Here is a 16,983-nt window from a genome sequence, read left to right on the forward strand (position 1 = left end):
AGAATTGAGAATAAATCCATTATCTATGATTTTTGAAAAAGCCCAGTCATCAAGCATTCTTTATGAGTAACACAGAAGTAGTCGTAATTGGTAGCGGTATTGGCGGATTGAGTTGTGCTGCACTCTTGGCACGCTATGGAATTGATGTCACAGTAGTAGAAAGCCACTCCATTGCCGGTGGTGCGGCTCATGCTTTTGAACGCAATGGCTACAAGTTTGAGTCTGGACCCTCTTTATATTCTGGTTTATCCTATAGCCCTTCACCTAATCCCTTACGTCAAGTTTTAGATGCCATTGGCGAAGATTTACCCTGCGTCAATTACAATACCTGGGGTTGTTATTTACCAGAAGGCTACTTTGATGCTCAAGTTGGTGCTGACCAATTCTGTGAAATATTGCAACAACTGCGGGGAGATAAAGCTGTAGCACAATGGCGCAAACTCCAGGAAATTATGACACCTTTAGGTAAGAGTGCCACTGCTCTCCCACCCTCTGCCTTGCGCTATGATTTAGGTGCGGTGTTAACTATGGGTAAATTTGCCCCAGCTTTACTGCAACAGGCCGCTAACGTCATCAAATTAACAGGGTCTTTTTCTAATATTATTGATGGTGTAATCACAGACCCTTTTATTCGCAACTGGTTAGATTTACTTTGCTTTTTGTTATCTGGATTACCCGCAGATGGGACAATAGCCGCAGAAGTGGCTTTCATGTTTGCAGATTGGTATCGTCCTCATGTGCAGTTAGATTATCCGATTGGGGGAAGTGGTGCATTAGTTGATGCACTGGTACGGGGGTTGAATAAACATGGTGGTAAGTTAGTTTTGAATGCTCATGTGGAGCAAGTTTTAGTAGAAAATAACCGTGCTGTCGGGGTACGTCTGCGGAGTGGTCAAGAAATCCGAGCCAGTAAAGCTGTTGTTTCTAATGCTTCTGTTTGGGATACCCTCAAACTCATTCCTGAAGGTGCTTTACCTAAACGGTATGTAGAAAAGCAACAAGCAACTCCTGAATGTGATAGTTTTATGCACCTGCATTTAGGTATTGATGCAGCAGGATTACCTGAGAATCTAGGTATTCACTACATTGTCGTTAACGATTGGGACAAAGGCGTAACTGCACCGCAAAATGTGGTAGTTGTATCTATTCCTTCAGTTCTTGATTCGTCTTTAGCACCAGTGGGTAAGCACGTAATTCACGTTTATACTCCTGGTAATGAACCTTATGCTATTTGGCAAGGAAAGGAACGCAATAGCGAAGAATATGCGTTGTTAAAACAAGAACGTGCGGAGGTGATGTGGCAAGCTTTGGAAAGAATTATTCCTGATATTCGTTCCCGTTGCGAAGTTAGTTTGGTAGGTACTCCCCTTACTCATGGGCGATTTTTGCGTCGTCATCATGGTAGTTATGGACCTGCTATAGCGGCAGGGAAGGGTTTATTTCCTGGTGGGAATACACCTTTGTCGGGGTTGTTATGTTGTGGAGATTCGACTTTTCCGGGGATTGGGTTGCCGGCTGTGGCTGCTAGTGGGATGATTGTTGCTAATGCGATCGCTCCGGTACAGAAACATTTACAATATATTTCAGAGACTTTTGGTTAAAATATCTTTACGCATGATTTGTATATCAGAAAATATAAACCTCCAATATCTGGGAGTTTAATTAAGTTAATACCAAAATACTTTCCGTGTCACTACTATCAAATTGGGTAATTGTGGACAAATTATCTCTCAAAATCTGCACAATCTTTGATGTGGGACTATTACCAATACGCAGATAAATAAATTTAGGTGGATGACCATAAAGTAAACTACGTTGATGAAAGTCAGAATCTTTGGAAATAATCACAAAACTATTCATTTTGGCGAATTCCCAAATAATAGCATCATCAGTATTTATAAGTCCTAAAGTCTTAACGTGCTGAGAATCAGGATACAGATCAATAATTTTATCAACAATCCGATCTGATAAATTCTCGTCTAATAGCAGTTTCATAAAGATGCAACAAATAACTTTTTCTCTCGGTCAGCAGCAAAAGAAAGACAAGCTTTAATATCTTCAGATGTCAGTTCTGAAAAATCTTCCAGAATTTCGGCTTCTGTCATCCCACCTGCTAAATATTCTAAAATGTCGTACACAGTGATCCGCATTCCTCGAATGCAAGGTTTTCCACTGCGTTTTCCAGGTTCAATGGTAATAATGTCTTGATAATTCATGATTTTTCCTGATGTTTAATCTTTGGTCTATATAATTTTAGGGTAAATCATGGCAAATTAGTCTTAAGGTAGCGATCGCTTATTGAGAGAGAAAGGAAAAGGTGAGCGATGATCGCTTTGCTAACACCCTTTGGGTGACACTCACAGCAATTTTTCACTCAAGCGTATCTGCAAAAATAGCAACCATACTATGAATTTTTTCCTTCTCGCTTACGTTCACTGACTATTTCTCTTTCTAGGAAATAATACATATCTTTTGACCAAACGGACATTTCAGGTACTGGATGATTAAACCATGTTTCCAAAGGTGTTAAATAAATTCCAAGGTATGGGATTCTAGACCCTGACCATATATTAGGAAAGAGACGAGGTGCTAAAGCTTGGCGAAATTCCTTAGAAGCACCAAATTCATGAGTCAATTTTTCTAAAGCTGGATGCCATCTATGATTACCTTGATCGTCTATTTCAAGCATAGGATAGAAAATACATAGGAAGGATGCACGAATTTCCGGATTAACTTTAGCCCATTCTCTAAATATAGAATCAGAAATACCGAATAGTATGCCTTCTTTATAATTAAATCCTACATTACGAGAATTTACATCAAAAGCATCTTGTTGTGGCCTAATAATAGCTTCTAAGCGATAAATCTCTGATGGAGTTGCAATTTCAAAGAAATGTGATAAATTATTCCACAGTAAGATCGGTTTCTCTTTCACTAATAATTCAATGATATTTCTACAATATTTTTCTAGCGCAGAGAAAATTTGATACTCTTCAACTTTGCATAACCTTACTACTTGATTACTAAGTCCAATGGCGAATTCGTCATCTATACCATAATGTTTTTGCATCAATAAAACAAGCTCTTCAAATAAATATCCATCTGTAGTAGCTGACCTTATTTTTTCAAAAAGTTCCTTTGAAGTAATAATTTCTTTAATCCGTTTGGCGAGTTGCCTGTCAAGAATATCTTTATTATGTTGGTACATAGAAATAATTTCAAGAGATACCCACACACCTTCCGAACCGTGATTAGAAGATAATTCATCAATTAAACTAAAAATATCTTCAGAATTAAGTTGGCTTAGTGCTTGTCCATAAGAAAAATAGACACATTCTGTTACGGGAATACTCCCATCTCTTATTCTTTGAATAATTTCATTTAGTCTACCAACAGAGATATCAACAGACCTATAAATATTACTTATTTCATGCTTTAGGGCATCACAATTACGAGCAATATGAATGCACTTATTTGCAAATTCAGTATCTCTTTTATCAATCCCAGAAAGTAATGCTCTTAAAAAATTTATTCCTTTCCCATCAGAAGATATTTCAAATTCATTGATTGCTAACTGAAAAGATTGTACTGGATCTTCCAATTTCATGGCCAACTCATGAGCAAATGGAAACACATTGTTCAGTTCTTCCCTAATCATTATTCGGATGGCACGATCTGTAAGTTCTTTGTCTACTGCAATTTCAGCAGCAACTTCTTTTGCTTTTCTGTCAGCATATTCAAAATCATTAGTAGACCTATTTTCCTGATCGTATTTTATATCAGGATTGCGAAGATGTGAGTGCCAAAATTTTGTATAGAGAAGTGCTTTCTGAATTGGATCAGTTGGTATTAGCTTATCATAAAGCTTCCTAACTTTTTGTAAAAATTCTTCTGGTGCTTTCGTGCTGTCAAAATATAACCAATCGCTAATTCCCTTAATAGCATCAAGCCAAATTTGTTTTTCTTTAGTAATTTTGGCTAAAATTTGTTCAATATCATCTAAGAGATTTTCACAAATAAGTGACCGAATGGCTTTGGCAATAATGTTTTCACACTGAATCGAGAATTTTGTATACTGTGAGCGTATATAATCTAGCTTTTGAAGACCATTTCTGTGAAAATAAAAAATTTCACCCCATACTTTTGGTTTCCATTCTTCAGGAACAGGTTTGCTTCCCATTTGATAAGAGATCCCTGACCCAGAAAAATAATTTCGTTTAAGGGTATTTTCCAGTGCGTCAATACAAACTGATATGATTCTTTCGTCACCTGATGATAGTCCTTGATCTATAATTGCAAACCTTTCATCAGGTTCAGCTTCAGTTTCACTGAGATGTAATTGAAAAAGTTGTTTAAACCGTTTACCTGCATCATTTGAATAAGTATTATCTTCAATCACAGCTAACCGCATGAGTAGTGGTGCTGCTATGTAAAAATATCTTTTTCGCAAAACAAGTTTTGCTAAAATTTGGAAAAAATCATGCTTTCTCGTTATGGCTTCCTTCAAATCATCTATAGATAAATCTTTATATAGATAATGAATAACATTAGCTACACCATCAGGATCGATGTGTACTATGGCATTTAGGCATTGTGAACCAAGCTCAGTTTTCAAATGTTCTCGTGAACCACACCACCCATCTCTTGCTAAAAGCCTTTGAGCAACTGTAGCGGCTGTTTTTGAATCATCGAAATAACGCCATTGACTTAAAAAAGATGCACGTAATGTTGGAGATGCAATTTCTATAAATTTAAGGATTGTGTTTACACGCAGTAAATCTAACCTTCTTGTTCCAAGGAAAACTGCTATGGGAAGAGGTTTAGCTATAAAATAACAACCAAAATGATCTACAAGATTTTGTTTTGCTGCATAAGCTAAATGTTCATACATCTCATCACCAGTTTGTCTGGCTAAATTTTCACCAACAAAGTCAATCTCATCACTGATATTTTCATCCGCACCTAATTGCTTGAATAGCGCAAGACACTCAATTGCTCTAACTTGTTCGGCTCGATTTATGCCACAACTTGTAAGAATGCGCTCTACAACATCTTCTACAGATTTTAGAATTGGCGATCCCTCTGAATAGTTATCTGTAGCTAATACTGCAATTCGTGGATATCCACCACTTAAATCTTTAATAAAGTTAATATCTGAGTCATCAGCTTTTGGATATCGCTGCTGAATAATGCCTTTAATAAGAGTTTCATCAGCAGGAGTAACGGAAATATTGAGGCAACTATCTTTTTCTATAGGTTGATTATCATTACCAATTGTTATGATTTTAAGGTTACTACCTTCAGTTGTTATAATTTCACCAAGCTTAATAGCAATATCACGCGGACATTCATCCACAATCATGAGAGCAGAATTTTCACCATCTAAAAGACTCCGGGCTATTTCAAGAATCTGATTGCCAATGCCACTAAAATCACAATAAATTGCAGATATTGCTAATGAGTTTTTCGCTGTAGTAGTTTCATCTCTAAACACCTCATACACAAACCGAGTTTTTCCTACACCCGATGATCCAATAATTCTGATTGATTTTCTAGAATCAGCTAAGTAATCTATAATTCGTTCTTTTACTTTCTCGAAAGTAAGTGAGTTATCGCTATTCTTCGTTCCAATTATAAAACGGTTGGCTTTGTCTTCAATCTTTGGAATTGAGGCTATATCAACTTTTTTTCCTAATCTTTTAATTGTTTGAAAATTTTTTAAAGTAAGTCCAGATTGTTTTTCGTTAAGCCAAACTGCGATTGCTGGATATTGTGATACCCAGTCTTTAATCTTATTTGCATCATAAACATCAATAGTCTTTAACTGAGCAGGATCAGCCCCAGCCTCTTGAATACCCTCCTTAATAGCTGTAATTAGATCATCTTTTTTAGTTCCAATAAAAATTTCAGAGGTAAATCCGATGTAAGAGCCATTTTCATTAATGGTTGTTTTTAAAGCATTATTAAGTTCTCGTTTGGCATCCTTTTTTTGACTGGGCTTTGTCCAAACCTCTTTTTTCCAGCCTGTTTTTCCCAATTTAGTAGCTTTTGATTGAAATATGCAAAATCTAGATGTTAGATAATTTGTTTTTTCACACCCTCCTGTCCATGAAATTCGTGCATCTTCTCCTCCATCAGGAACAGTAATCTGAAGGGGTACTGAAACTCCTCGTAAACAAATACCAGAACTTTGTGCTTCGGCGTGTAGCAATTTTTTCAGCAGTTCTACAAGCTCTTTGCTATCCAAGCTTTCAATCTGAGATGGAGAGATATTGAAAATCATACTATTTTAGGCTGTGTGTAAGTTTGTGAAAAGTATAAATTTACGTATTGTAGATTTTGCATTAGTTAATTATACCCAATCAAAAGTCCTACTAACAGCTTTCTTCCACAACCGATAACAACCTTCCCTCTCCACAGCATCCATCTTCGCTTCCCAAGTCTGATCTAAAAGCCAATTCTCAGACAACTCCTCCAGACTACTCCAGAAACCAGTCGCCAACCCAGCAGCATAAGCTGCCCCTAAAGCTGTAGTTTCTGCTACCTGGGGACGAATCACAGGCACACCCAACACATCACTTTGAAACTGCATCAACAGGTTGTTGTACACCATCCCACCATCTACCTTCAAATCGGTTAAATTTACCTGCGCGTCTTCTCTCATCGCATCCAAAACTTCACGAGTCTGCCATGCTGTAGCTTCTAACACCGCACGGGCAATATGACCTTTATTTGTGTAGCTAGTCATACCTACAATTACACCCCTAGCATCATTGCGCCAATAGGGTGCAAATAACCCAGAAAAAGCAGGGACAAAATAAACACCACCGTTATCTGTAACCGACATTCCGCACCCCCCAGTTTCACAATCGGTAATTTCGGATTTTTGAATACCTTTGATGATAATTTTGATACAAAATTGTTGGAATCTTAGGTGGCGATAGCGAAGCGCTGCTGCAAGCAGTTCGCCAATCTCAAATCCCCAAACGACCATTTTTCCTTGTGTGACAGTTTAGGGTGCGGAAGGTGGGTTGGTAACATCAGTGATATGCAAACCGCCTTCTGTACCACCTGTTAAATGCCAAATCAAAAAGGTGTCTTTACCCCATAATATCGGAAACTGCTGTAAAGCGATCGCTAAATCAATTCATAACGATTCTATCCAGTTGCAGCGACGCTGAAAACAATTACCAGTAGTATGGCCATTGCACTTACTTTTCTATGTTTTGTGACCCCCGGCCAAATTGCTTACGGACAGGGGTAACAGTGAGAATCTAACTAAGCATGACGTTGACTGACTAAAACCTGATGAGAATATTCAAAATCATCATTAGTAATTCTGATATCAGCCGGATTTGTCTGTCCTTGCCCTCGGAAACGGCGAATAGCTTCCACAGCAGCTTGATTGCACAGCAATACTAAATCAGCGCCATTCCAGCCTTCTGTGACTTCAGACCAATAGGTTAAATTTACATCTAACAATGGTCGTCCCTGAGTATACACTTGCAAAATATCTAAACGACTAGCTAAATCAGGTAAATCTACCTTAAGTTGTAAATCCAACCTTCCTGCCCGTAATAAAGCAGAATCAAGAGCATCAGGACGGTTTGTAGCCCCAATGACCAGAATACTTGCACCAGCCTCTACACCATCCAACTCAGTAAGTAATTGCCCCACTACCCGGTTACTCACACCAGAATCACCGCTGTAAGTTCCCCGTGCTGGAGCTAAGGTATCAATTTCATCAATGAATATGACACAGGGTTCTGCTTGTCGCGCCTTAGCAAATAATTCCCGTACCGCTTGCTCACTAGCACCTACCCAACGGGTAAGCAACTCTGGTCCATTGACACCAATAAAATTAGCCCTGGCCTGGGAAGCCACAGCCTTTGCTAATAGAGTTTTGCCAGTTCCCGGTGGTCCCCATAGCAAAATCCCCTTGGGAGCTACGGCTTTGGTTTGGAGGTAAAGTTCTGGATAAAGCAACGCCCCTTCTACTGATTCTCGCAAGGTTTGTTTAATCGTTTCTAAACCACCAATATCGTCCCACGCCACTTGAGGAACTTCAACTTCAACGCTGCGAAGTACAGCCGGCTTGATTTCCTTTAGCCCTTGTAAAAAATCAGTTTGATTAACCGTCATGTTTTCTGGAGCTTCCACTTCTATGGAAGGAACTTGACGACGGAGGGCGGTATAAGCGGCTTTTTGACAAACGGCCTTCAAATCAGCCCCCACAAATCCCACCGCCCGCTCGGCGATAAAATCCAGGTCAACCGTATTATCCAAGGGCATGGGGCGGGTGAGAATTTGCAGAATTTCTTTGCGGCCGTTGATGTCAGGAATGCGAAACTGCACTTCTCGGTCAAATCTTCCCGGTCGTCGCAGGGCTGGGTCAAGGTGGTCAGGGCGGTTTGTAGCCGCGAGAACAATCACCCCTGGGCTATGGGAAAAACCATCCATCAAGCCTAATAATTGGGCAACCAGACGCTTTTCAACTTCCCCTTCTACGGCACTACGGTCTGGGGCGAGGCTATCAATTTCATCAATAAAAATAATACAGGGAGCATTTTTGGCGGCTTTTTCAAAGATACCGCGCAGTCTTTGTTCCGCTTCACCGTAATATTTACTGATGACTTCTGGACCAACAATGGCAATGTAGTTAACGCCCAGTTCTTCAGCTAAAGCCCGGGCGGTGAGGGTTTTGCCCGTTCCTGGCGGACCAACTAATAATACGCCATGGGTGGGTTCTAGTCCTAATTTAGCCAGTAGGTCAGGGCGTTTTAAAGGAATAGCAATCAGTTCCTTGAGTTCTTTAAGAATTTCGCTCAGTCCACCGATATCTTTGAGAGCAATACCTGAAGTAGGATCGGGGTGGACGACTGGATCTGATGGACCTGCACCAGAAGCTGGGGGGGATTGAGTGTTCATCCGACTTGTACCCACGTCATTACCCATGTTACCCATATTAACCCCCATATTACTGGTACGTGGGATATTTCCTGTTCTGGGAATACTGCTTAGGGGTCGGGAGTTAAACTGGACATTGGTCTTGATTTCTCCGTTTTCTGCTTTTTCTTCCAGAGTTTTTACTAGTTCTAGTAACTGCTCAAATCCCTTGAATAAATCACTCATCAGATTCCTCCAAAAATTGACTCTAAAAAAACCATTTTTTCTTGGCTACATTATCCACTTAAAATAAAAGATTGGCGGCACCTTGAATTCTGGCAATAGGTTCGACAGATCTGGGTAACTTAGGTAAGCGAACAATTGTTTGTTGTGAAAACAAGCTGCTCTCAATCTCTACATCTTGAGTGTAGCGATTTTGTACCACATAACGCTGTTGAATTCCTATGGTTTTTAGAGATTCTGTTAAGCGAATATGTTCAGCAATAATTGCCGCTTCTCCCTGAATTACACCCACAAATTGGGTATGCTTTGGGTTTTTTAATTTCTTCTGAGCTTTAACCACTTGTTGGCGCAGACTTCGCAACCGCCCAATGAAATCAACTCGACCCAAGACATTCTGATATTTCATCCATAACTTAAATATCCAAGATAACCAATCTCCTAATGCAGTTGGCATTTCCAAAAATTGCAGAAGATGACCTGTGGGCGCTGTATCTAGAATAATCAAATCTTGCTGGTTGCTGTCTAATAAATCCATGATGGTGATTAGAGATAGCATCTCATCAATACCTGGTAAAGCTTGAGACATAATCTGCCGCCAAGCCTCTGGAAGATAGGCAATATTTATTGTTGCGTCTGCTTCTGTTCCTTCACCACTAATCATATCCGCCAATTCCCAAAGATAATCGGCACGAAATTGATCTAATATTTTCTCAGCATTAATTTCCTGTCCACTTAAATTGGGAGCTAATAATTTTGGTTCATGTCCTAATTTTTCACCAAAAGCATCTCCCAAGGAATGAGCAGGATCTATGGAAATTACGCGAATGTTTTTATCAGGATAACGATTAGCAAAAGCCCAGGCCATGGCTGCTGACACTGTGGTTTTACCAACTCCTCCTTTGCCACCGACAACAATCAATTGACAGCCTTCAGCTACAAAATCAGTAAAGCTAGGTAGAATTTTAGTCGGCCATTGAATTGGTGGTGGAGAAGCGAGTTCCACTTGATCAATATTTTGAATTTGTCCTGCTAGATTATCTAATGCTAACCCTCCTAAAGGTGGGAATTGCTGTTGTGGTACTATGAAAACGGGTTTTTTTGGGGAAATTTTTAGGAATTTATTGATGAAGTTTTGCTGTTCTGCATAGCGGTCTAGCTCTGTATCTGAATTTGCCAAAATTCGATTGATTATTATTCCCGCATAGGGAACATCTAGGTTTTTTAAACTTTCTATGAATCGCTCGGTTTCGGCAAAACACATAGGTTCGGAAATGGCGACAACTATACAACCTGTAAATTGATTATCCTGTAGCAGTCGTCTCCCTTCTGCTAATTGAAATTTTAGATCAGCCAAAAAGTCATCAACTTCATCAAGAGTATAGTTTTTTCTGGTCAAAGTTTCTGTGATCACCTGATGCTTTTTCTGGAATAACTCTAATGAATTTAAAATCACATCTAAGAAATCTTTCAATCGCAATAGGTTTAAGGTATGACCAGAAGGAGCCATATCAACTACTATGCGATCTACTTTTTTTTCAGACAGTAGACGTTGGATTTCTAGTAACCCCATTAATTCATTTAAACCAGGCCAGTTCAAATCCCAAACTGGGGCTAAATCTTGTCCGTCTGCTAGACTTCCCCGCTCAACCAGTAGTTCTAAAAATTCGCTATATTTGGCCTTAAATTCTAATAGCAGTTTTTCAGCATCTAAAGCCTGAACACTCAAATTAGGCAAATCTGTTAATGGTGAAGCATAATCTTTCACTTCTGCCAGTAATACATCTCCTAAAGAATGTGCCGGATCTGTAGAAAGTAACAAAATTGTTTCTTCTGGGAACTGTTTTGCCCAATAACGAGCAAAACTGCAAGAAGTGGTAGTTTTGCCAACTCCACCTTTGCCGCTAAACATGACCAAATTAAGTGAGTCGTACTGGTTCATAATAAAGTTAAAAAATTAACGAAAAGACTAAGTAGGTCGGCGGAAAAGTTTATAACTATGTAAGGAAAAGTTAAGCAGGAGTATGTTTGTTGAATTTAATACGTTTTGTACTGTATTGTGCTTTTTCTCCCCTGGCTTTAACCCCATTCATTACGGCATAAGCAATCGTATTACTCGTCCTCAAACATTTGTCCCGATAGTTCATCTTTTTTGAGATGCTGCCATTCCAATTCCATTGGATTCATTTCAGAGCAATATTTGGGCAGAAAGAAGATATAAATGAGCAGCTATTTTTTCTACATACCAACTATCTGAATTTAACCTAATTACCTCGGCTGTATCTTTGACTTTTTGCGGCAAATCCCTTGTTCTTAGGTTCAAACAGGGTTTTATCTTGCTCACGAGTTAAAAATACCCTTAAACGAGCGCCCATATTTTAATCACCTCAGTAGATTTATTTTCCGTATTTACTTATCTTTACATAGTTTGGTTTCTTTGCGCCGACTTACTTAATAAATAATCACTAAATAAAGTGGTAAGGAGGAAGACAATCTCCTAAAAGTAGATCCCACTTTGGACAAGCTTTCTGCCAGGTTAAAAACTGTTCTAAAAGTAAGGTCTTATCTTGACAACTAACTAAGAGGTAAATCTGTATTTGTTCCTCTTGTTCTTGAACAACAACGGGTAATTGATTAACTTTGGTGATTAAATCAATAAGATTTTGTTTTTCTGCTGCTTGAGCAATACTAAAGTTGTTTTGGTTTTGATAGCGTTGCTTTTTAGCTAAGAAATAATCCTTACCTCCCCCTTCAGATGGTACTATTTCTTCTATCATTCGTGGGATCAATTTTAAAGTAAATTCGTTTTTACCATTGATCTTTTCTAGCTTATTCTGATATTCTTTTTCATGGGATTTTAAATGGGTTAGCAGATTATTTGTAGAAGTAAAATAAGTTCCAAACCGCAAGGGTAAAACTGTAATCTGTTGAAAAAGTTCACAAATTACTCGATCATGATGTAAAGCCATTTGGATAATTTTTTCATCATTATTTTGGAATGATTCTAAAAATATCCCCGGCTCGACAATAGCCGCAAGTTCAGTACCATTAATTAGCACTACTTGATTAGCAGCACCCTGTGGCAAAATCAAGGGAGAGCTAGGTATTTCCAAAAAAGCATAAGTGTAGAGATTTTCTAATTCCATATATTTCACCTAGATAAAAATATTTGCTGTTACGAAGTACCTAAAGTTCATATTCATGGAAGTAAGAGATAAATTTTTTCCAGATAATTTGGGGATTTACAATTACAAAAACTTGGTTATAATGATAAAAAATATTCAGGTATTTTTCATGAAAACAATTAGTAATCGCAGTATTAGCAGAGCTAAAATTAGCACAATGCCTCGGCCTAAGTCTGATGCATCAAGTCAATTGGATCTTTATAAAATGGTGACGGAGAAACAACGTATTCAGCGAGATATGTATTCTATTAAAGAACGAATGGGTTTACTTCAACAACGCTTAGATATCCTCAATGAACAGATAGAAGCGACAGAAAAAACGATTCATAAATTGCGTCAACCTCACTCAAATACTGCTCAAAATATAGTGCGTTCAAATATTTTTGTTGAGTCGAATAATTACCAAACTTTTGAGGTTGAATATTAATATCTCAAATCTTGATAAATTTGGCAAAATATGAACACATTTTCCACATTTGACCCGCGAAAGCGGGTTTTTTATGATAAACTTAAACTTCATCTAAACATTGTACTATTACAGCACGGCGTAAATAAACCAACCATTCTTAATCGCTAAAAAGCCTACTGTATATTAGTTTTGACTTTTGACTTTTGACTTTTGACTTCCGCCCTGCGGTACTAGTTATATAGCCATCCTATTTGAATTTTACTCAATATACTTAGATTGTAACACCGATCAGGAAAGGCTTGGACTTTCTCAATTTTTCAACAATCAAATAGGATTCCTATAGGATAATTCCCAATTACCGTTTTCTAAGGGTTTTGAAGATAAAAAGAGGTGGCTTACTTGCGCCCATCAATCCTAAGGTAACAAGACGAGATGTTGATCCTTATTAACTTCTGCTGTGAATTCAGGTGGATATTCAAAGTCTTCCTGTTCAGCTTCTAATTCTAAGCGTGCTTCCTCTTGTTCAGCTTCTAGTTCCAAGCGTGCTTCCTCTTCTAAGGCTTGAATTTTTAAAAGAATCTCTTCTTCTTGAATCTCGAATTCTTCCTCACCAATTTCGCCAATATCAAAGGAAAGTTGCAAGCTTAATAATTGTTTATGCAAATTTTCTTGGGCATCAAATTCAGTGTTAGTCCGCTCTTGGATTTGCTCTGCAATCCAGACAACTCCATTCAGAGGACCCATGATGGGCAGTAGTAACAGTTTCGTCAGCATCGTAATAACTCCTATGAATCAAGCTGGGCAAATGTGTAGGGAGCAGTAAAATTGTTGTAGCGAATACGTAAGCGATCGCCAAATTTCTGATCAATCACTTCAACACGTTCGCTAAATTCAGATTCACTTTCCCAAGGAATCAAAAAGGCTGCATTGTAAATCATTTCTTCCGTCATAGGGTCACTGACTACAATCTCCTGAGCGAAAGGATTTAGCTCCTGAGAGAAAACTTCAATTACAGCTTGTTTGCGGGCTAGAAGATTAATTTCAATTAATTGTCCAATTTGGATGACTTCCTCCATACTCAACTTTTTGCCTTCCATGTTGTCGCGCTGCTGCTTCAAATCCTGATGAGACTCCATCATGGTTTGTAATTCCGCTTTAGCATCCCAGAAAATTTTAATGCTTACCTCTCTTTTGCCTGCCAATTTTTGAAACAATTGATTCAATTGATCTTTATGGGGATTAATCAATTGACTCATGATGGTTTCCCAATCTTTAACCACTAATCCAAACCGCAGGGGGAGAAGAACACGAAAACCCGCATGCATTGTTTGTTCTAAAACTTTTTCATGAGTTAACAAATTACGGCGAGAAGCCAAATATTTTTCTTGACGAGCCTCTGAATATAAGAAACAAAACTCATCAACTACTTGACTATGAACAGGTTGCTTATCCAATCCTTCAAGCTCAAGAGTTTCAGGAATTGTATTTGGAAAAATGCCGTACAAATAAAGAGGAATACTCATAAGCCGTGAATAAATTAAACCTAAATTTATGATTGATAAATTGGGATTACATTGGTTTTGATGTCAAAACTAAACGTAATTTAGCGTGAATAAGATCGATTTGAGCGATACCTAAATCTATCTCACCATCTACAACAATTCCAGTATTTAAAAGTCGATCTAATAGCTCTAATACAGAAGGACGACTACTGGGTTGACCTGGATAATAAGAACCGGAAGATGGTAAAAGAGTCCCAATCTCCCCCAAATTTATATTCAAATCTGCCGGGTCAACCTCAAACATCTCACACAAATGTAAGATTTGTTCTTCTAACTTTTGCAGACTGTCTGCTGCCCGTTCTAAGTCAGGTTCACTCAGTAAATCCTCTTCCATGCGCCGAATTACTTGAGCTTCCATCAACTGACGCACCAATTCCAATACAGTCAAAAGTAAAGGAGCTAAACCCGCTTCATTCTTGGGTTTAGAAGCAATGGTCAGTGAATTGTTGAAGTTTTCAGCGGGAGTGCAAACCATTTTTATGATGCAACCTAAAGTTTTAAATGTCTTTGATGCAATTTGATTATTAAAGTTTCAAGAGTTTCAGATACTTCAAGCCTGGATAGTTTAGGTTAGACATCAATCGCTGGATCTACGGATGATGAACTTTCTTCACTGGTTTGAGCTTGAAAATCGAGAATTTCCACGGTTGAACCTACAGGTGATGAACTTTCTTCACTGGTTTGAGCCTGAAAATCGAGAATTTCCACGGTTGAACCTACAGGTGATGAACTTTCTTCACTGGTTTGAGCCTGGAAATCGAGAATTTCCATTGATGTATTTAAATATGGTGGAGTTCCCCCACTGGATTGAGCCTGAAAATCTAGAACTTCAATTGGTGTATCTACAGGTGATGGAATTTTTGCACTGGTTTGATACAAATCATCTTTAACATCTGCTGCTAAGGGGATTTCCTCTTTCACACTAGAAGATGTCAGTGAATTTAGCTTTGCCTCTAGACTCTCTAGACGATGCTGAAGTTGTTGATTTTCTTCAACCAAACGTTGAGCCTTAGTGCTGAGATAAGGATCGCTTTCCCACCAATTGATGCCCATTTCCTTGGCTTTATCCACAGAGGAAATTAACAAGCGAATCCGAATATGTACAAGTTCGGTGGATGCGATAGATATAGAAATATCGCCAGCAATCACAATACCCTTATCTAAAACCCTTTCGAGAATGTCCGCTAAAGTCGAACCTTGGGTAGATGTGTTAATAGTTCGACTTGAGTTAGTCTGAGGACGTGTTGGCAGCATTGGGGTAGAAGTCAGAAATAATTCAACTCTTGAATGGTATAGGACTCATATCTGATTTTACAGACTAAAAATTCCTGCTCTAAAGAAAACAAAGCATTGATTATTATTTGGCAAAAATTAACTTTTTTTGCATCAAGTAGTGACTCGCCCGCATTGATCGCATCACCTCCCGGTCGGGTAGGTGAGAGGCTTCTACTTTCTAAGCTAATTTGGTTGACCAGCTAATTGTTGGGATAAAAATTGGGAATTGTCAATCAGAAAATCATTGTCTCCTGTGACTCTATTATTTAATATTTCCAGTTCTTCGGCTGAGAATTTCTCTAGTAACTCCAAGAAAATGTTTGTGGATTCGCTCATAGATAAATGAGAGCGGTTGAACAGAATATCTATAGCAATATCTGGAAAATCTAAACTTTCTGTTGTCACCGGAATATTATTATCAGCACAGACCTTAGCAATCATTAAACAAGACCGTAAGCCGGAAGTTTTCTCCGCGCCGGTAGCTACACGAAATGACTTAACTAACCGCACGATGAAGTTAGCAGATTCTCGATCTATATTTGTTTTCTGAATTAATATCTCTGTTTGAGTGATTTCATCTGGTTCTGGCATACTAATAGTTACCAATCTATCCATCAAAGCATCTTGGGTTGAGTGAACTCCCGCATACTCTTCTGGATTCGATGTAAAAATCACCCGAAATTGAGGATTAACACTCAAGTATTCTGGCTGATTGCTGCTAGGAGGAAGACTAAGAATTTTTTCTTCTAATGCTGACAGCAGGACGTTATTAACTTCAGGTCGTGAACGGTTAAATTCATCATAAACTAAGGTGAAACCTTCACGACAAGCTAAGGTTAATCGGGAATCAACCCAATTTTGCTTAAATTCGTCCTCGAGTTTAACAACACTATGGATATAGTTGTCTAGTACCTTTTTGTGAGTGTAACCAGATTCACTACCAATCAGGTCCGAACTCTTAAACTGGTCATCTCCAAACAGTAACATGACTGGTCTGTCCAGACAGTTAGCCAAGTGCATGGCTAGGGTTGTTTTCCCTGTGCCGGCTGGTCCGCGTAAGTGAACAGGAAACCCCGATTTGAGATAACGTAGCGCCCGAATTGCGACTCGCTCGATAGCAGGTGTGACGACAAACTGCCCTGGACGAAGACGAAGAACGGCTCTTTTATGATTAACCTTGGTAGTAGTCATAATTTAAAGATGGTAAAAAAGTTTATGTTTGTGCGGATATTATTGCCAAACTTGGGTTTGTATATGAAGCACGAAGCCTAGTTTAATAAGAGTATCAACGTTAATGCTAGACAGATTTTCTATGTTAACGAATACGGAGTATAAATATAGACAACCGAAGCTTCACGCCAAGAGTCATTGTTGTTGAATTTTATTAATCGCCCCCTTGTCTTACCAGTCTTGCAACTGGAATATC

15 protein-coding genes are annotated in these 16,983 nt (G+C 38.6%); 2 read left to right on the forward strand and 13 right to left on the reverse strand.

Annotated features, from left to right (window positions below; all coding sequences use genetic code 11):
• The first annotated feature begins 62 nt into the window (after window positions 1–62).
• Complete coding sequence (locus tag HEQ36_RS05185) at window positions 63–1,601, forward strand: NAD(P)/FAD-dependent oxidoreductase (protein ID WP_053538596.1); 1,539 nt, start codon at window positions 63–65, stop codon at window positions 1,599–1,601.
• Window positions 1,602–1,662: 61 nt separating this feature from the next.
• On the opposite strand, the gene HEQ36_RS05190 is transcribed toward HEQ36_RS05185, so the two are convergent.
• The 8 genes from HEQ36_RS05190 to HEQ36_RS05220 form a co-directional block, all read right to left on the reverse strand.
• The gene (locus HEQ36_RS05190) at window positions 1,663–1,995 is read right to left on the reverse strand and encodes a DUF5615 family PIN-like protein (RefSeq protein ID WP_053538595.1); all 333 of its coding nucleotides are present in this window, start codon (window positions 1,993–1,995) and stop codon (window positions 1,663–1,665) included.
• Complete coding sequence (locus HEQ36_RS05195) at window positions 1,992–2,216, reverse strand: DUF433 domain-containing protein (RefSeq protein WP_053538594.1); 225 nt, start codon at window positions 2,214–2,216, stop codon at window positions 1,992–1,994. The genes HEQ36_RS05190 and HEQ36_RS05195 overlap by 4 nt, the downstream gene beginning before the upstream one ends.
• A gap of 188 nt (window positions 2,217–2,404) precedes the next feature.
• Entirely contained in the window at window positions 2,405–6,283 is a 3,879-nt protein-coding gene (locus HEQ36_RS05200; protein ID WP_053538593.1) for a hypothetical protein, read from the reverse strand.
• A 69-nt stretch (window positions 6,284–6,352) separates the two neighbouring features.
• A complete protein-coding gene (locus tag HEQ36_RS05205) occupies window positions 6,353–6,994 on the reverse strand; it encodes an FGGY-family carbohydrate kinase (RefSeq protein WP_053538592.1) in 642 nt (213 codons plus the stop codon).
• Window positions 6,995–7,278: 284 nt separating this feature from the next.
• Window positions 7,279–9,132 carry an AAA family ATPase gene (locus tag HEQ36_RS05210; protein ID WP_168634834.1) on the reverse strand — a complete coding sequence of 618 codons (1,854 nt, stop codon included), beginning with the start codon at window positions 9,130–9,132 and terminating at the stop codon, window positions 7,279–7,281.
• 58 nt (window positions 9,133–9,190) lie between these two features.
• The gene (locus HEQ36_RS05215) at window positions 9,191–11,068 is read right to left on the reverse strand and encodes an ArsA family ATPase (protein ID WP_205748381.1); all 1,878 of its coding nucleotides are present in this window, start codon (window positions 11,066–11,068) and stop codon (window positions 9,191–9,193) included.
• Between the two features lie 170 nt (window positions 11,069–11,238).
• On the reverse strand, window positions 11,239–11,355 hold the full coding sequence (locus HEQ36_RS25990) for a transposase (RefSeq protein ID WP_367272398.1): 117 nt from the start codon (window positions 11,353–11,355) through the stop codon (window positions 11,239–11,241).
• A 236-nt stretch (window positions 11,356–11,591) separates the two neighbouring features.
• The gene (locus tag HEQ36_RS05220; protein ID WP_053538589.1) at window positions 11,592–12,272 is read right to left on the reverse strand and encodes a GvpL/GvpF family gas vesicle protein; all 681 of its coding nucleotides are present in this window, start codon (window positions 12,270–12,272) and stop codon (window positions 11,592–11,594) included.
• Window positions 12,273–12,327: 55 nt separating this feature from the next.
• On the opposite strand from HEQ36_RS05220, the gene HEQ36_RS05225 reads away from it, so the two are divergent.
• The gene (locus tag HEQ36_RS05225; protein ID WP_325064569.1) at window positions 12,328–12,738 is read left to right on the forward strand and encodes a gas vesicle protein; all 411 of its coding nucleotides are present in this window, start codon (window positions 12,328–12,330) and stop codon (window positions 12,736–12,738) included.
• Between the two features lie 396 nt (window positions 12,739–13,134).
• On the opposite strand, the gene HEQ36_RS05230 is transcribed toward HEQ36_RS05225, so the two are convergent.
• From HEQ36_RS05230 to gvpN, 5 genes are all read right to left on the reverse strand, one after another.
• Window positions 13,135–13,494 carry a gas vesicle protein GvpG gene (locus HEQ36_RS05230; RefSeq protein ID WP_053538588.1) on the reverse strand — a complete coding sequence of 120 codons (360 nt, stop codon included), beginning with the start codon at window positions 13,492–13,494 and terminating at the stop codon, window positions 13,135–13,137.
• A gap of 11 nt (window positions 13,495–13,505) precedes the next feature.
• On the reverse strand, window positions 13,506–14,243 hold the full coding sequence (locus tag HEQ36_RS05235) for a GvpL/GvpF family gas vesicle protein (RefSeq protein WP_168634835.1): 738 nt from the start codon (window positions 14,241–14,243) through the stop codon (window positions 13,506–13,508).
• A gap of 46 nt (window positions 14,244–14,289) precedes the next feature.
• Window positions 14,290–14,757 (reverse strand): gas vesicle protein K, encoded by a 468-nt coding sequence (locus tag HEQ36_RS05240; protein ID WP_039203149.1) that lies wholly within the window; start codon window positions 14,755–14,757, stop codon window positions 14,290–14,292.
• Between the two features lie 95 nt (window positions 14,758–14,852).
• Window positions 14,853–15,536, reverse strand: coding sequence for a gas vesicle protein (gene gvpJ / locus HEQ36_RS05245; RefSeq protein ID WP_290706916.1), 684 nt, complete (start codon window positions 15,534–15,536; stop codon window positions 14,853–14,855).
• A 204-nt stretch (window positions 15,537–15,740) separates the two neighbouring features.
• Complete coding sequence (gene gvpN, locus HEQ36_RS05250) at window positions 15,741–16,748, reverse strand: gas vesicle protein GvpN (RefSeq protein WP_168634836.1); 1,008 nt, start codon at window positions 16,746–16,748, stop codon at window positions 15,741–15,743.
• Window positions 16,749–16,983 lie beyond the last annotated feature (235 nt).

The sequence above is a fragment of the Anabaena sp. 54 genome (assembly GCF_017355725.1).
Taxonomy (GTDB): domain Bacteria; phylum Cyanobacteriota; class Cyanobacteriia; order Cyanobacteriales; family Nostocaceae; genus Dolichospermum; species Dolichospermum heterosporum.

Excerpts from the sequence above, each read along its gene's own strand:
- HEQ36_RS05230 (WP_053538588.1), bottom strand. The coding sequence starts at position 13,494 with ATGCTGACGAAACTGTTACTACTGCCCATCATGGGTCCTCTGAATGGA.
- HEQ36_RS05210 (WP_168634834.1), bottom strand. The coding sequence starts at position 9,132 with ATGAGTGATTTATTCAAGGGATTTGAGCAGTTACTAGAACTAGTAAAA.
- HEQ36_RS05225 (WP_325064569.1), top strand. The coding sequence starts at position 12,328 with ATGGAAGTAAGAGATAAATTTTTTCCAGATAATTTGGGGATTTACAAT.
- gvpN (WP_168634836.1), bottom strand. The coding sequence starts at position 16,748 with ATGACTACTACCAAGGTTAATCATAAAAGAGCCGTTCTTCGTCTTCGT.
- HEQ36_RS05195 (WP_053538594.1), bottom strand. The coding sequence starts at position 2,216 with ATGAATTATCAAGACATTATTACCATTGAACCTGGAAAACGCAGTGGA.
- HEQ36_RS05205 (WP_053538592.1), bottom strand. The coding sequence starts at position 6,994 with ATGGTCGTTTGGGGATTTGAGATTGGCGAACTGCTTGCAGCAGCGCTT.
- HEQ36_RS05200 (WP_053538593.1), bottom strand. The coding sequence starts at position 6,283 with ATGATTTTCAATATCTCTCCATCTCAGATTGAAAGCTTGGATAGCAAA.
- HEQ36_RS05240 (WP_039203149.1), bottom strand. The coding sequence starts at position 14,757 with ATGGTTTGCACTCCCGCTGAAAACTTCAACAATTCACTGACCATTGCT.
- HEQ36_RS05215 (WP_205748381.1), bottom strand. The coding sequence starts at position 11,068 with ATGAACCAGTACGACTCACTTAATTTGGTCATGTTTAGCGGCAAAGGT.
- HEQ36_RS05235 (WP_168634835.1), bottom strand. The coding sequence starts at position 14,243 with ATGAGTATTCCTCTTTATTTGTACGGCATTTTTCCAAATACAATTCCT.
- gvpJ (WP_290706916.1), bottom strand. The coding sequence starts at position 15,536 with ATGCTGCCAACACGTCCTCAGACTAACTCAAGTCGAACTATTAACACA.
- HEQ36_RS05185 (WP_053538596.1), top strand. The coding sequence starts at position 63 with ATGAGTAACACAGAAGTAGTCGTAATTGGTAGCGGTATTGGCGGATTG.
- HEQ36_RS05220 (WP_053538589.1), bottom strand. The coding sequence starts at position 12,272 with ATGGAATTAGAAAATCTCTACACTTATGCTTTTTTGGAAATACCTAGC.
- HEQ36_RS05190 (WP_053538595.1), bottom strand. The coding sequence starts at position 1,995 with ATGAAACTGCTATTAGACGAGAATTTATCAGATCGGATTGTTGATAAA.